The sequence below is a fragment of the Frateuria sp. Soil773 genome (assembly GCF_001428405.1).
GTDB lineage: Bacteria > Pseudomonadota > Gammaproteobacteria > Xanthomonadales > Rhodanobacteraceae > LMSL01.
This window is the reverse complement of sequence record NZ_LMSL01000036.1, coordinates 13167-29826: the sequence shown is the minus strand read 5'-3', so window position 1 is coordinate 29826 and position 16660 is coordinate 13167. Positions and strand designations below refer to the sequence as shown.

2 protein-coding genes are annotated in these 16660 nt (G+C 63.7%); both read left to right on the top strand.

Going from position 1 to position 16660, the window contains the following annotated elements; genetic code table 11:
* On the top strand, window positions 1-8823 hold the full coding sequence (locus tag ASG87_RS11420; protein ID WP_162258359.1) for a type I polyketide synthase: 8823 nt from the start codon (window positions 1-3) through the stop codon (window positions 8821-8823).
* Window positions 8820-16658 (top strand): non-ribosomal peptide synthetase, encoded by a 7839-nt coding sequence (locus tag ASG87_RS11415; protein WP_056004970.1) that lies wholly within the window; start codon window positions 8820-8822, stop codon window positions 16656-16658. The genes ASG87_RS11420 and ASG87_RS11415 overlap by 4 nt, the downstream gene beginning before the upstream one ends.
* Window positions 16659-16660 lie beyond the last annotated feature (2 nt).

Here is a 16660-nt window from a genome sequence, read left to right as displayed (position 1 = left end):
GTGGTGAAGGAAACCGATGTGCAGGCTGCTCAGGTGGCGAACGCCGGCACTCAGTCGACGATCAAGCAGGCTCTGCTGAAGATAACGGAGCTGAAACAGCGCATCCAGGAACTGGAATCGCCGACCGGTGTGCCGGTGGCGATCGTTGGTGCCGGCGTGCGCGCGCCTGGAGGCATCGATTCACCCGAGTCGCTCTGGACGTTTCTGCGACAAGGCCGGTGCGCAGTGTCCGAGGTGCCGATCGATCGATGGGACGCCGCTGCCCTGTTCACCGCCGAGCCCGGTACTCCAGGCACGGTCTACACGCGACACGGCTCTTTCATCCCGGGAATCGATCAGTTCGATCCCGCCTTTTTCAACATTTCCGGGCGTGAGGCGGAACAGATCGATCCGCAGCAGCGCCTGCTGCTGGAGACGACGTGGGAGGCGCTGGAAAACGCCAGCATCGCTCCGACTAGCCTGCTCGGCCAGTCTTGCGGCGTGTTCGTCGGCATGATGAACCAGGATTACGCAGACTTCTGCACCGGACCGGGTACGTCTGCCAGCGTGGCCTCGGGGCGGCTGGCTTATGTATTTGGCGTCCACGGGCCGACGCTGACAGTCGACACTGCCTGCTCCTCGGGTCTGGTAGCGCTGCATTTGGCCTGCAAGGCGCTGGCGCGCGGCGAGTGCGAGATGGCCATCGTTGCGGCGGTGAACCTGCAGATCACAGCCAAGATGACGCTGGCTGAATGCGAGGGGCGCATGCTCTCGCCGGATGGCATCTGCAAGACTTTCGACGCAGGCGCTGACGGTTTTGGCCGCAGTGACGGTTGCATCACGCTGGTGCTGCGGACAGCCGACCAGGCAGCGCGGCGGAACGATCGCATGCTTGCGATCGTTCGCGGCTCGGCCGTTAACCACGATGGCGCAAGCGGCGGCTTGACGGTTCCCAATGGACCAGCGCAGGAACAAGTGCTTCTGGCCGCGTTGAATGACGCGGCATTGCAGGCTGGAGACATCGACCTGATCGAAGCGCACGGCACAGGTACGCCCCTGGGCGACCCGATCGAGCTGAATGCGATCGAGGCGGTCTACGGCAACCATCGTGGACGTCCTTTGCTGGTTGGTTCGGCAAAGACAAATTTTGGACACATGGAGGCCGCGGCAGGCTTGATGGGTGTCCTGAAAGCGGCGTTGGCCGTCACGTATGGATATGTCCCGGCGCACCTGCACTTACAAGAGCCGAATCCGCATTTCGATTGGCAAAGCTCCTGCATCCAGGTACCACTTGCGACGATGCCCTGGCCGACCACCGGCCAGTTGCGGCGCGCTGCGGTCAATGCGTTCGGCATCAGCGGCACCAATGCCCATGTGATCATCGAACAGGTTGCCCAGGCCGCTGCCGTCCATGTGGAGCACCCCAAGGCGGCGACCGTACTCAAGCTCAGCGCTCGCACGAAGGCGGCGCTGCGCGATTCGGCCGCGCGCTTGGCGGCATTCTTGGCTAATGCCGAGGCGAGCAATCCACAACTCGCGCGAACCTTGAATCTCGGCCGGGCCGACTTCGAGCATCGCCTTGCTTTCGTCCATCGCCATGGCGACGAGTCGGTGTCGGCACTGCGGGCGTTTACGGAGGGGGGCGACAGCGAGTGGTTGGCGCAAGGCGAGGTAGAGGCCGGGCAAACCCGCAAGCTGGCGTGGCTTTTTACAGGCCAGGGCTCGCAGTATGCGGGCATGGGACGGGTGCTGTACGACGACGAGCCCCGCTTCCGGGCCGCACTTGACGAGGCCGGCCTGGCCTTGCAACCGCATCTGGGCATGGCGGTTCGAGACCTCCTGTTCGATGGCGGCAGCACGAGCCTCGACGATACCCGTTATACCCAGCCGGCCTTGTTTGCGTTGCAATATGCGCTCGGCAAGTTCTGGCTAGGCATGGGGTTGCAGCCCGATGTGCTGGTCGGCCACAGCGTGGGCGAATTCGCGGTTGCTTGTCTGGCCGGAGTCTTCAGCCTCGAAGATGCTGCCCGGCTCATTGCGGCTCGCGGTCGCCTGATGGATGAATGCTGCGCCCCAGGCGCAATGGCTGCTGTGCTGGCGCCGCTGACCCGCGCGCAGATCGAGCCGTGGCAGGGCAAACTGTCCATCGCCGCCTTCAACGGCCCGGCCAACACCGTCATCTCGGGCGAACCGGAAGCCGTTTCTGCATGGCAGGAGTCCTTGCGGTCCACCGGTGTCCAGGTGCAGGCGTTGAACGTTTCGCATGCCTTTCATTCGCCGATGATGCGGCCGATGCTCTCGGCCTTTGCGGACGTCGCGGAGGGAGTGACCTACCACGCGGCGCAATGGCCCATCGTTTCGACGCTGACTGGTCGACGCGAAGAGGGGACGATGAGCTGCGCCGATTATTGGGTGCGGCACGTTTCGCAACCGGTCCGGTTTGCCGATTCGGTCTCGACCTTGTGCGCCGAAGGCGTGGACGCCACTCTGGAGATTGGCCCGCAAGGCACGCTGACAGCCATGTTGCGTCGTTGCCCGGGCACCGGCGGTATGGCGTCGTACGTGTCGCTCCGCAAGGGGGCGGCCGATACGCTGGATACGCATCGCACGCTGGCCGGACTGTATGCGCTTGGTTGCAATCTGGATTGGAAGGCAATCAATTCCAGTTCCGTGTTGCCGGTCTGGGCGCCAACTTATCCGTTCCAGCGTCAGAGCTACTGGATCGCTGGGAGCCCGAAAGTACCAACGCGCGGCAATCTGCAGAGTACGGGCTATAACGCGGTCTGGCGGGAACATGCTCTGCCGGAAGCCATCGTGGCCCAGGAGCAGCGTATCGCGGTGTTGGGCAGCAAGGGCGACCTGGCCGCCTGGTTGCCGTTGTTGCAGGGTGGAGCAGAACACCCCTTGACCCCGCTGCAAATCGAGCTGCCCGACATCTGGGAAGATCTGCTCGAGCAGGCCGACAGCACGGATGTCGTCTATCTGGATGATTCGGTGGCTTGCACAGGCCCCTTGCTGCGAGCCATGCAGACGGCTCTGCGTCGCGGCATCCGATTTTGGTCGGTACGCGTGAGCGACGATCCCGATATCGCGCCCCCAAGCATGAACCAGGCCATGCTGCAGGTTGCGGCGACGGAGATGCAGAAATGCTGGGGCGCGGCCATTACCGTGGCGCAAGCGGATCACGACCATGCCGATGCGATTCTGCAGGAACTGCGTACGCAAGCCGGCGAAGACCAGATCTTCTGGCAGGGCCGTGTGCGCCGGGTCCGGCGGATAGCGGTCGAACGACTGGCAACCGGACAACTCGAAGCGCTCGATCCGGATGCCTGCTATTGGGTTACCGGCGGGCTGGGTGACCTGGGGTTGGCATTGGCATCGGCCCTCATCGAACGCGGCGCGCGCAATCTGGTGCTGATCAGCCGGCGTGGCGAACGTGGCTGCGATGAACGCGTCGGGCATCTGCTGCAAGCATGGCGCGCGCGCGGTATCGCCCTCGATGCGCCGGCGCTGGACATTACGGATGCGTCGGGAGTGCGGGCACTGATGCTTGCCTCGGGTACCAAGCTGCGCGGGTTGGTCCATGCGGCAGGCATCGAGGATTTCTGCGAACTGGCCGACCTGGACGAGGCGCGGTTAGAGCGAATGCTGTCGGCCAAGGTTGACGGTTTGCAGGCGCTGGCGTCGCAGTTGCCTTGGTCACGGCTGGATTTTCTGGTGGCGATCACGTCGATGTCGGCGCTCTGGGGCGGGCAGGGCAGTCTGCATTACGCCGCTGCAAACGCCTGGCTGGAATCCTGGATCGGCTGGGCGCGATTGCAGGGCCTGCCATGCGCTGCGCTGCGGCTGGGCCCGGTGCTAGGCGCCGGCATGGTCGATGGCGCGCGCGCGGAGCAACTGGCTCGGATCGGTCTGTTGCCCCTATCCAGGATGGCAGCGCTGAGCCTGCTAGATGCCGCCTTGCGCGGAGAGCGCGCTGTCTTGACCAGTTGCGAACTGGATCTGCCGCGATTCCTCGCCGCGATGCAAGCACGCAGGGGGCGGCCGGTCTTTGGTGGACTTGTGCCGGCCAGTGCGGGCGATGAGCCTGCGGTGGCGACTGAAGCATGGCGCACATTGTCGCCCGAGCAATTCCAAAACCGTCTCTGGGATCTGCTGGAGCGAACGCTTCGTGCAGTGCTGCGTTTGCCGGATGCCGTCGAGATCGGCATCGGCACATCGGTGCAGCAGTTGGGGGTGGATTCCTTGCTTGCCATCGAACTGCGCGATCACCTGTCGGCAGCGTTCGGTCTGGCCTTGGCAAGCACCTTCGTGTTCGACCACGGCACGCCCAAGGCCATGGCGCGAGCGCTGACCGATCTGTTGAGCGGCGACCGACCGGAGCAGGGTCGGGACGCCACCGAAGATGTGCGCGAGGGGTCGATCGCAGTGGTCGGCGTGGCGTGCAGGTTTCCTGGCGGCGCCAATGACCCCGAATCGTTCTGGGCATTGCTGAAGGAGGCGCGCTGCGCGATCGACGATATGCCTGCGCGTCTGCGCGCGCACCGTTTCCATCATGCCGACCCGGACACTCCAAATCACGCCTATTCGATGAGCGCTGGCTTGATCGATGACGTCGAGCTCTTCGCGGCGCCATTCTTCGGGATCTCACCGCGAGAAGCCCTCTGCATGGACCCGCAGCAGCGATTGGTGCTGGAAACCGCCTGGGCAGCCATTGAGCGGGCTGGCTGGCACCCGGATGACGATTCGATGCGCTCGACCGGAGTCTTCGTTGGCGTTGGCAGCAACGAATACGCCGACTTGTTGATGCAGGACGCTTCGGTCAACGAGTTCATGGGGCACGTACCAACCGGCAATGCGCTCAATGCCATCGCAGGCCGCGTTTCCTTCACCTTCGACTTCGAAGGCCCATGCATGGCCATCGATACCGCATGCTCGTCATCCCTGGTGGCAATCCACGAAGCCATCGGGGCATTGCGACGGGGCGATTGCGGGTTTGCGTTGGCCGGCGGCGTCAATCTGGCACTGAAGCCCGAAAGCTTTGTCATGCTGTGCAAAAGCAAGATGCTTAGTCCGAGCGGGCGTTGCAAGTCCTTCGACGCCGAGGCCGATGGTTATGCACGCGGCGAAGGCTGTGGAATGTTGGTGCTTCGCCGCCTCGAAGAGGCCGAGCGCGATGGCGATCCGATATTGGGGGTCATACATGGCTCGGCGGTCAACCAGGACGGCCGCAGCAGCAGCCTGACAGCGCCCAACGGTACGGCGCAGCAACGGGTTCTGCGTGCCGCCCTGGCCGATGCCAGGTTGTCTCCCGACACGGTGTCCTACGTGGAGGCACACGGCACGGGGACTCCATTGGGCGACCCCATCGAGATGCATGCGCTGGCTGCCGTCTATGGGAGTTCGGACCAGCGCAAAGCGCCATTGCTGGTCGGGTCTGTCAAATCGAACCTGGGCCATCTTGAAGCGGCGGCGGGCATCGCGGGCGTCATCAAGGTGCTGCTGATGCTTGAACGGCGGATATTGGTGCCAAGCGTGCATTTCCGTGCCCTGAACCCAAGGATCGAGCTGGATTCCGAGCGTGTGCGCGTCTGCGCCGATGTCGAACCATGGAGCGGACAGGGGAAGCTGGTCGCAGGTGTCAGTTCGTTTGGATTCAGCGGCACCAACGCACATGTGCTGATTGGCAGCCACGATGCATTGGATGCAGTGGGTCCGCCCAGCGGGGGCTCCGCAGTCCTGCCGTTCGTGCTGTCCGCCCGTTCGGACGCAGAGTTGCGCGCCTATGCCGGAGAGATGGCAAGGGCCATCGACGCGCTGAGCGACGACATCTACCTACAGGCAATTTGCGCCAGCGTCCATACAGCGCGAAGCGACCTGGGCGACTGGCGCCTGCTGGTGGCGGTGTCGTCACGTGGCCGACTGGTCGAGGCGCTGCTCGCGGTAGCTGACGGCCACGAACATGCCCATGCTTTGATTTCGCGGGAGAAAAGGCGGCGACGCGGTACCGGGACGCCAAAGCCGATGCAGACGCTTGGCCTGCTGACGGGTCTTTCCGAGCCTTGGCAACGACTGGCTTCGGAATGGCTGCAAGGCTTGCCGGTCGCCTGGCCTCGCGCCGCCGGAATGCGCCGCGTGGCGCTACCGAGCTATCCGTTCGAACGTCAGCGGTACTGGCCTCGAGTCGGAAACGCGAACCGATCCGCGGCCGACTCCGGTTTGCGACGCCTGTCCTTGCTGGCAGAGAATGGCGCGGTCTATGAACAAGCTGTGGACGCGTCAGTACCGGCGCATGTCCGAGACCATCGGATTTTTGGCGAAGTGCTGCTCGCAGGAGCGTCGCATGTTGCCGCGGTGCTGCGCGCCGCCCTCCAAGAATGGCCGACGCAATGCGTGCAGCTCGACGATCTGGCCTTCGAGCAGGCGCGCACACTGATCGGCGAGCAGTGCCGTTGGCAGATTGCCTTGAGCCCGGCCGGCGATGCCTGGCAGGCAGAGTCCTGGACGCAGGTCGTCGACGAGCCGCCGGCGACGCCGGTTCGCCACTTCAGTGCACGCTTGCGTTGGCCGGCCTTGCCCGGCGAGTACGGCGGCATGCCGTTACCTGATACCTCCCCGAGCCTGTTTGGCCCAAATCTGTACCGCGACATGCAAGCCCTGGGCTATCACCTCGGCGATTCATTCCAATGGCTCGACACGGGCTGGCTGCTGCCGGATCAGCAGAGCTTATGGGCCTTGCGTGCGCCGGTGCTGCCGGAGCCCTGGGCCGACTACCCCATTTATCCTGGCCTGATCGATTCCTGCTTCCATGCCATCGGTGAACGGATGCAGAGCAACGAACCGGCCGGGAGCGAATGGATCTTCGTGCCGTTCTCGGTGCAATCGCTCACGTTGTACGCCCCCGTTCCCGAAGGCCAACGCCTGTATTGCCGTGCTTGGTTGGACGATTCCACCAAGGCCGACGTGGGACAGGCCAGCGGTGGCGCCGCGCTTTTCGATGAACGGGGGCGATTGCTGCTCGGTGTGGAGCGCTTTCGCGCCCGTCGGGCTCGACGCAACGCCCTGCACGGCGATGCGAAGGAGGTTGTGCAGCCACGTGTATATCGATGGCGGGAATTGCCTTTCGTGGCTTCGCCTTCCCGCTCGATTTCCGAACTGGGGGCCACGGTCGTGGCAGGAGCGGGCGGCGGCGTCGCGCAGCTCGTGGCGCATTTGGCCTCACGCGGGGTACCTTCGGTATCCCACTGGGCCTCGATTCGCGCTGGGGAAACAAGCCTGACGGATGCCGCCATCGAGAGCTTGATTCTGGTTTGCGATCCGATCACGGCTTCCGGCCCGATGGACGACGCGTTGGTCGGGACATTCACCGAATTGCAAGCCTTGCTCGGCGGGAACATCGCGCAGCTTCGCCGCGTTGTGATCCTTTTGCCGCACGCCAGTCCACGCGCAGCGGAAGCCGATGCTTTGCTGGCTGCCCGGCTCGGCCTATCGCGTGCCTTGCTGCACGAATACCCGGAGATTTGCTGGCAAGTGCTCGATCTGCCGGATGGCTTGGACGAACGCACGGTCGAAGGCGTCGTTGTCGCACTGGCGCATATGGACTTTGGCCGTCTGAGCGTCAGGACCGACGGAGTCCGGGGCCTGAGCTTGGCTGCCACGCCACTATCGCAACAACTCGGGGAATGGCAGGCAGAGCCCAATCGCACCTATCTGATAAGCGGCGCGTTCGGCGGCATCGGGCTGCGTCTCTGCCATTGGCTACTCGATCACGGTGCCCGCCACCTGTTGTTGTGTGGGCGCAGTGGACGTAGCTTGCCCGAACAGTTACGCGCACATGCCCATGCGCTTGGTGCCGAGCTGCGCATCGAGGTCGCCGACATAGGCGAGACTCACGTGCGTGAGCAGCTCCTCACTGCGCTGGCCGGGATGCCGTCCTTGTCCGGCATCTTTCACGCCGCAGGCATCACCGACGACGGGCTGCTCTCGACCCTGAACGAAAAGCGAGTTCGCGCGATGCTTGCGGCAAAGTGCCAGGGCACGCGAACTCTGCTCGATATCGCCAAGTCGAATGGGGCAGCGTTATTCGTCAGTTTTTCATCGATGTCAGCCCACCTGGGCGTGCCGGGGCAAAGCACCTATGGCGCTGCCAACGCCGCCATGGAAGCGATGACGGTAGCCCAAGGTGGCCGGCACCTTTGCGCATTGTCGGTGGCGTTCGGCCCCTGGGCAGAAGCTGGCATGGCTGCGCGCCTGGGCAGCGAATTCCATGATCGCGCGCATGCCATGGGCATTCGGCCGCTGCTGCCGGATCAGGCCCTGGCCAGCCTGGGAACGCTGATCCAAGGCGGTCAGAGCGGCGTGCGCCTGATGGTCGACTTCGACTGGGAGCGCTTTGCCAATGCCGTGCCGCCGTGTCTGCTGTCGCAGTTGCCTATCAACGATGTCCCATCGCCGAGGCCGCACAATAGCCCGGATTCACTCCGAGCGCTTCGCCACGCCCTGGCTTCCCGGGAAACGCTGGCCGACGCGAACGAGGCGTGCCTGCGCTACTGCGTTGATGTATTCGCCGCTGTGACGGCACAGCATGGCAGCACCATCGATGTCGAACTCGCGCCTGTCGCGCTGGGCATGGATTCGCTGCTTGCGATCGAGATCCGCCGCCGCCTGGATCGGGAATTGGGCATCCATCTGGAAGCCGCCACATTGCTCGAAATACCCAGTCTGCGCGAATTGGCCATCTATCTTTTGCGACAACTCACTGCCGCCGGCACCGCTGCCGGAACGTCGTCCGCACCTGCGGCAGCGAGTGCCGCTGTTGTCAGCACTATTGAGGTCGAACTATGACGGTCACCGCGTTTGTCACCACGCTTGCCGCCAAGGGCGTCGAAATCTGGGCCGAGGGCGAACGTTTGCGGGTACGCGGCCCGCAGGCCGCGTTGACCCCGGAACTAATGGACGAACTCAAGGCACGCAAGCTCGAAGTGCTGCAGTTTCTGGCGGTTAACCCGGACAGCAGCGCAGGTCTGGCTTTGAGCCAGGCGCAATTGCCGATATGGAATGCCTACAGGGCATCGCCCAAGAGCGCCTCGTACCACGTCAACGGTTTGCTGGAGCTGCGTGCCGATTGCGATCTGGAACGGTTCGAGCGTGCGTTGAAGGAAGTGGTATTGCAGCATCCAGGGCTGCGTTGCCGTTTCCGGGTAGGCGACGACGGTCTTCCGGCGCAATTCGTGGATGCCGAGCCCGACATCAACTTGTGCCGCCTGGCGCTGCCCGACGCTGCCGCAGCGGCCGAAACCATGCTTGCCGACTGGATCGATCGGCCATTCGAGTTGGAGCGGGATCTGCCTTGCCGCTTTGCGTTGACAAGCCAGGCCGGCCAGGCAACGCAGTTCCTGTTTGTGATTCATCACATCGCGGTGGATTTCTATGCCGCTGGAGTGTTGCTGGCCCAGATCGATGCGGCGTATCGGCTGGTCGGCCGGCACGAGGCGGTGGCAAGACCTGCTGGTATGGGGTTGCGGGAGTTCATCGAGCAGGAACGGGCTCAGTTGGCAGCCCCCGAGATCGAATCACAGTACGCCCGCCTCGGGGAATGGCTTAGTGACAGCGAAGCGCAGCTAAGCCTGCCGGCCGATCATCCGCATGCGAGCACGAGAACCGAGGCAGGCGAAACCTTGCAGGTGGCGATGGACCCCGAGATTGTCGCACGCGTCCGCGGCGTGGCCAGGCAGTGCGGTGTTACACCCTACACGGTCATGCTGACCATGTTTGCGGGGGTGCTTGCCCGCATCGCCCGCAAGAACCGCCTGCGCCTTGGTATTCCGACTTCCGGACGCGATCGTCCCGGATGCGAATCCTTGGTCGCCAATCTGGTCAATCTCATGCCATTCGTGGCCGAATTGAACGGCGACGCGGATCTGGCAGGCAACCTACACGGGACCAAGCACCGCCTCAATGAAGTGCTATCGCTGCAGCACCTTCCCTATGAGGTACAAGTAGAGCGGTTCGCCCGTCGGCGTGAGGCCGGGCACAGCCCCTTCTTCGACGTGGTCTTCAACTGGAACAAAGTCGCGGGTACCTTGCAGGCCGATTCGGTGTTCAGCGCATACCTGCAGGGATCCAGCACGGGCCGCCGCGGCGCCACCCATCACCTGGCGCTATCGATCGTCGAGCAGGGCGATGCGCTCCACTGCCTGTGGACCTTCGACCCGAAGCGTTTCGGTTCGGCCAGCGTGCGACGCATGGCCGAAGCCTATCTTGGCCTGCTGGATCGCTGGACGGCATCGCCACTCACCGCGCTGGGCGCGCAGCGCCTGTGCGGCGAAGCCACGCGCGCGGAGGCGCTTCATCTCAGCCAGGGCAGGAGCGAGCCAAGGCCCGTCCGCAACGTACTCGAACAATTGCAGCTCGTTGCCCAGTCGCAACCGCAAGCCGTGGCTCTGCGCGACCGGGAGCATGAGATCACCCATGGCGAACTGCTGAAGCGGGCGCGCCACTGGGGTGCGGCCTTGCGCGAGCAGGGTGTGGGCTCCGATCACGTTGTGCTGTTGCCGATGCATCGGGGCGCTGATTTCGTCTGTGCCTGTCTAGCCGTCTGGTCGGCGGGGGCTGCGTTTGCGCCGCTTTCCAGCGAGCTTTCGTTCGAGCGGCTGGCCGGCATCGTGAAGGACAGCGGTGCGCGCGTGGCCATCGTCGATGCTGTTGACAGCGACCTGGGCGAGATGCTCTCGTCTTCTGGCCTGATGGCGTTTGCCCCGCATATGCTCGATCGGCACGTTCCGCTGGAACGACTCGACGCCGCTGCACCGTTGCACGAAGACCAGCTCGCGTATGTGATCTTCACCTCCGGGTCCGCTGGCCGCCCGAAAGGCGTGATGATCAGCCATAGCGCGCTTGCGCATTACGTGGGCTGGCAAATCAGCCACTCGGCTCTGGATGCAGGTACCGTGACGCTGCAGAGCGGCAGCATCACGTTCGATGCCAGCATCATCGAACTCTGGCCTGTCCTGTCCGCCGGCGGACGGGTGGTGTTCGTGCCGGGCGAGATCTCTGCGCTGCCCGAGTCACTGCCGCGTTTCGCCGCCGAGCACGGCGTAACCTGGGCCTTCGTGATCACGCCTGTGCTGGAGGCCATTGCGCCTGGAGCCTGGCAACAGGTGCCGGGCCTGAAGGGTTTGGCGACGGGTGGTGACCGCCTACGCAAGCGTCTGGACGTAGGCGTGCCGCTCAGCAATCTATACGGTCCAACCGAGGCGACCGTCCTGGCCACCTGCGGCGAAGTGGAGCGTGGCGGGGAGGGGCTTCCCGACCTGGGTCGGCCCATCGACCGGGCCGCGGTGTACGTGACCGACCTCTACGGCTGGCCTGTTCCGCAGGGGATGCCGGGAGAGATGCTGATCGCCTCTGAAGGTTTGGCGCGAGGGTATCTTGGCGATCCGCGTCGGACTGCGGACGCCTTCCGGCCAAACCCTTTTTCACCCACGCCGGGCGAACGCATCTATCACTCCGGCGACCTCGGCCGCTACGGCGAGGAAGGACGTCTGGAGTTCCTTGGGCGTGCGGACCGTCAAGTGAAACTGCGTGGTTTCCGCATCGAGCCTGCGGAAATCGAGGCGGCCATGTTGAACCAGTCGGGCGTATTGTCGGCTCGTGTGCTGTTGTCCTCGGATACCCAGCGCCTTTTGGCGTTTTACGTGGGCACACCCGTGCCCGAGGTCGTGCAATCGGCACTGCGGAAGAATCTGCCAGCCTATTTGGTGCCTGGCGAATGTCGGCAGTTGGCGACCTTGCCGCGCAATCCCGCCGGCAAGATCGACGACCAGGCATTGCGAACCGTCACCAGTTCGACGGATGCACGCACGGTACGTGCTCCGCGCACGGAAACCGAAGAGCGGTTGCTACGGATTTGGCGGGATGTGCTCGGCCACGACGACATCGGGATCGATGACGACTTCTTCCAAGCCGGAGGCCATTCGCTGACCGCGGCCCAGATGATCGAGCGTGTGCGTCAGGACATGGGCCGCGACCTCCGTATGGAATCGTTGATGTCGACAGCCACGGTCGAAGCACTCGCTGGGCATTTCGACAGCGAGTGCAATGCCGCGCCGGCGGATTCATTGGCGCCGGTACTTGACGCCAATGCAGCAGAGCGCTTCCTTTCCTTTCCGCTGACGGACGTCCAGCATGCCTACTGGGCGGGTCGTGCAGCCAGCTTCGAACTCGGCAATACGGCCACGCACATCTATACCGAACAGGAGCTTTCGAGCTTCGACCCGGACCAGGTCAACCGAATCTGGAATGTGCTGATTGGTCGGCATGACATGCTGCGCGCGGTGGTGTCGATCGACGGTATGCAACGTGTGCTGCCTGAGGTGCCGCCCTACCGGATCGAGGTCGAAGACCTTTCCTGCCTCGAGGAGGCGGCGGCGAGCGAGCGTTTGCTGGCGATCCGGGAGCGGATGTCGCATCAAGTGTTCGACCCCCAGCACTGGCCGATGTTCGAGATTCGCGTCAGCCGAATCGGCATTGATCGCTTTCGCTTGCACACCAGTATCGATGCATTGATCGCCGACGCGCGCAGTTTCGGCTTGCTCGAAGCTGAGTACGGCCTTATCGAACAAGGGCGCATCCGCGAGCTGCCGGCGCTCGACATCACATTCCGCGACTATGTGCTGGCCGAGCGGCAAAGCCGCATGGGTGCGCGATACGAGGCTGCCAGGAACTACTGGACCGAACGCCTGGCCCGTTTCCCGGGGCCGCCACAGTTGCCTTTCGCGCGTGATCCTTCCGAAATCACCAAGCCGCAGTTCGTGCGTCGACAGTCGGTGCTGGCAAAGCATGCCTGGCAGGTCTTGCGACAGCGGGCCCGCGAGCTGCGGGTCACACCCTCTGCGCTACTGCTGGCCGCTTACGCGGAAGTCCTGGGGCGCTTCAGCACGGAGCCGCGCTTCAGCCTCAATCTCACTCTATTCAATCGTCAACCGCTGCATCCGGACGTCGAACACCTGGTAGGCGATTTCACCTCGCTGACCCTTTTGGAAGTCGAAACGGGAGACGCCACCGACTTTGCGACGCGTGCCGTACGCTGCCAGAACCAGCTCTGGCGAGATCTGGAGCACCGCAGTTTCTCCGGTGTCGAAGTGCTGCGCGAGCTGACACGCCAGCAGCAAGGTCGGGTTGCTGGCATGCCGGTGGTTTTCACCTCCATTCTGCCGCTGGATGACGACGGCAATGGAGCGGCAGTTAGCCAGCCCGACTACGCGATCACGCAGACCTCGCAAGTATGGATCGACCACGTGGTCGAGGAACGCGCCGGTGACCTGCATTTCCATTGGGATGCCGTCGAAGCCTTATTCCCGACAGGCCTGCTGGATGACATGTTCGCCAGTTACGAGCGATTGCTCGGCGATCTGGCCAAGCATCAGGAACTGTGGCAAAGCCAACGGCCGGTTCGGCTGCCCGGACGACAGCTTGAAGCTTGGCGGCACTACAACGAGACCGATGCACCGGTGCCGACCGGCAAGCTCTATGAGCCTATTCTTGACCAGGCCGCACGCACGCCCGATGCCCCCGCGGTGGTAGACGCCCGGCGGACTTTGAGCTACGGGCAATTGAGTGCGGAAGCCAGTGTCCTGTCGAGAAACCTGCGCGATCGCGGGGTCGGCCCAAACGAACTGGTCGCCGTCGAGATGCGCAAGGGCTGGGAGCAGGTCGTCGCCGCGCTTGCAATCACCATGGCCGGCGGCGCCTATCTGCCGATCGATGCCAGTTTGCCGGCGGCACGGCGTGCGCAACTGCTGGAGCAGGGCCGCGTGCGCATTTCACTGGTGCAACTCGACGCTCCGGTAGAGTCTCTTCCCGGCGTGATCCGCTTGCCGGTCCTGGCCGGTTCGGCGATTGTGGATCAACCGTTCGAAGCACATCCGCAATTGCGCGATACCGATCTCGCGTATGTGATTTTTACCTCCGGTTCGACCGGTGTTCCCAAGGGGGTGATGATCGATCATCGCGGCGCATTCAACACCATTGTCGACATCAACCGGCGATTTCAGGTATGCGCCAGCGATCGGGCGTTGGGATTGTCCTCGCTCAGCTTCGACTTGAGCGTGTATGACCTGTTCGGGCTTTTGGCGGTGGGTGGTACGGTCGTATTGCCCAGCGATGAGCAGACCCGCGATCCCCAACGGTGGGCAGCGTTGCTCGATGAGCACCGGATCACACTGATTAACGCAGTGCCGTCTTTCATCCAGATGCTCGTCGATTATTTGGACACTGGTGCCGGTGCGGGCCTGGGTTCGCTGCGACTGGTCATGATGAGCGGCGACTGGATTCCGCTGGCATTACCGGAACGGCTACGTGCGCGCGGACCGTCAATCCATATCGTGTCGCTGGGCGGTGCGACCGAAGCGTCCATCTGGTCGATCTTGCACGAGATCGATCGGGTGGAACCATCCTGGCGCAGCATTCCGTACGGAAGGCCGATGCTGAACCAGCACATCCACGTACTGAATCGGCAAGGCGAGCATTGTCCGGAGTGGGTGGCGGGCGACCTCTACATTGGCGGTGTCGGGCTGGCCCAAGGCTACTGGGGAGATCTCGCTAGGACCGAGGCTGCGTTTATCAGGCATCCGGAAAGCGGCGAACGCCTTTATCGCACCGGCGACCTCGGGCGAATCCGCCCGGAGGGATGGATCGAGTTCCTGGGGCGCGTCGACAACCAAGTCAAGGTGCAGGGCCACCGCATCGAGTTGGCCGAAATCGAATCGCACCTGGGCGAGCATCCGGCGGTTCGTGAGGTTGCCGTCGCGGTGAAAGGCGACGGCCCCGGTCGTGGCCTGTTTGCCTATGTCGTGCCGGCATCGGGCAAAGTGCGCGAGCTAGCGGCCGATGCCGCGCGCAGCGCAGCGGATTTCCAAGCCGATGGCCAGCAACCGGCAGAGGCGGGAACCGACTTTATCGAGGACCCGATCGACCGTCTCTTGTTTAAGTTCGCGCGCCACGGTTTGCGCCGCACGCCCGCCGACGCGCCGCGCGTGAGTCTGCATGGCGACGAGCGACTGGATCTGGCGATGGCCACTCCCAAGGTCGGAACGGTTTCGCCGATTAGTCTGGAGCAGTTGTCGAGCGTATTGACGGGTGTACGTGCGATCGCGCAACCTGGGACGCCGTTGCCAAAATACTTCTATCCGTCCGCGGGCAGCTTGTATCCGGTTCAGGTCTACCTGCAGGTGGGCATCGGGCAGGCATTGGCGCCGGGCCACTACTACTACGAGCCGGACCGGCACGAACTGGTGCTGGTATCCGACGTGGATCCGCAGGCCGAGATCTTCCGGGTGGTTTTGGTTGCCGACTCGGCGGCGATCGAACCGCTATATGGTTCGCTGGCGCCCCATTTCTGCGCGTTGGAATGCGGTTACATCGATCGCTTGCTGACCGCCGGAGCGGCGTCGGTCGGGCTCTCTTGGTCAGGACAGGCCGTTACTGTGTCCGAGCAGGAGGCGATTCGCCAGCAACTGGGGTTGAGCCGCACGCAGGTGGCGATGGCGGTGATCGCCGCGGCAACGCTCTCCGAGGGGTGCGAACCGGAAATGAGCGTGCCGAACGCAGTCCGACTGCCCGATTCCGATCTGCCGCCGCGCTTCCTGCTATCGCCATTGGATCGCCAGAGCTTTCGCGAGTACGCACCGCGGTCCCTGGGCTTGTCCGAATTCGCCGATGTGCTGTGTGTGGCCGAGCATCCCCATTGCCAGCTCTGGATCTATGTCAAAGCCGGAGGGGTGGAAGGGCTGCAGCCAGGCATGTATCGGTTGGACGCTCGAGCCCGTAGTCTGGGCATCATGCAGGGCGAGGCCGATCTAGCGTTGCGAGAAGCCTTTGCAGGCGATAACCAGGCGGTATACGACCAGTCCGGATTCGTGGTTTTCATGCTTGCCAATCAGGCTGACCGGGAGGCCATGCATGCTGCCGGGCGACAGGCGGGAGAACTGATGGCCCGCGGCGCACGGGCGTTGGTTGGTTTCTGTGCGATCGGCCACCAGCGCACACGGGAGTTGCATGACGCCCTGCCGTGCCTGCGGAACCTCGTATTGCTGCACAGCCTTGTCGGCGGCGCCATCCGCGCCGAGCAAAAGGCAAGTTGGCAATCGGCCAATAAGCCTGATGCAGAAAAGGCGCTCTCGCGCCAGTTGGATGCGCATATTCGTCATCGCCTTCCCGAGTACATGGCGCCGCGCGGCTACATCCTGCTCGACACCATGCCGCTGAACGGCAACAACAAGATCGACCGATCTGCCTTGCCCGCACCGGGCCGGGACATGCATGCCGTACGCGATTTCCAGGCTCCTCAAGGGGCGCTGGAGCAGCAGGTCGCTGCAATCTGGCGCGAACTGCTGGGGCTGGATCGCGTCGGTCGGCACGACAACTTCTTTGCGCTGGGAGGTAATTCCGTATTGATCGTGCAGATGTTCGGCCGCATCAGCGCGCAGGTCACCGGCGAGTTGAATGTCGCGGACTTGTTCACCCACGTCACGGTAGCCGACTTGGCAACGCATCTTGCCCAGGTGCAGGCCAGTTCAGGGGTCGTGCTGGAAGATGACGCAAATGCACGCGCGGCCAAGCGCCGCGAAGCGCGTGGTCGTGATCGCCGGGGGCCGGCCGAGCTGGAAGGTGCCCTCTGACC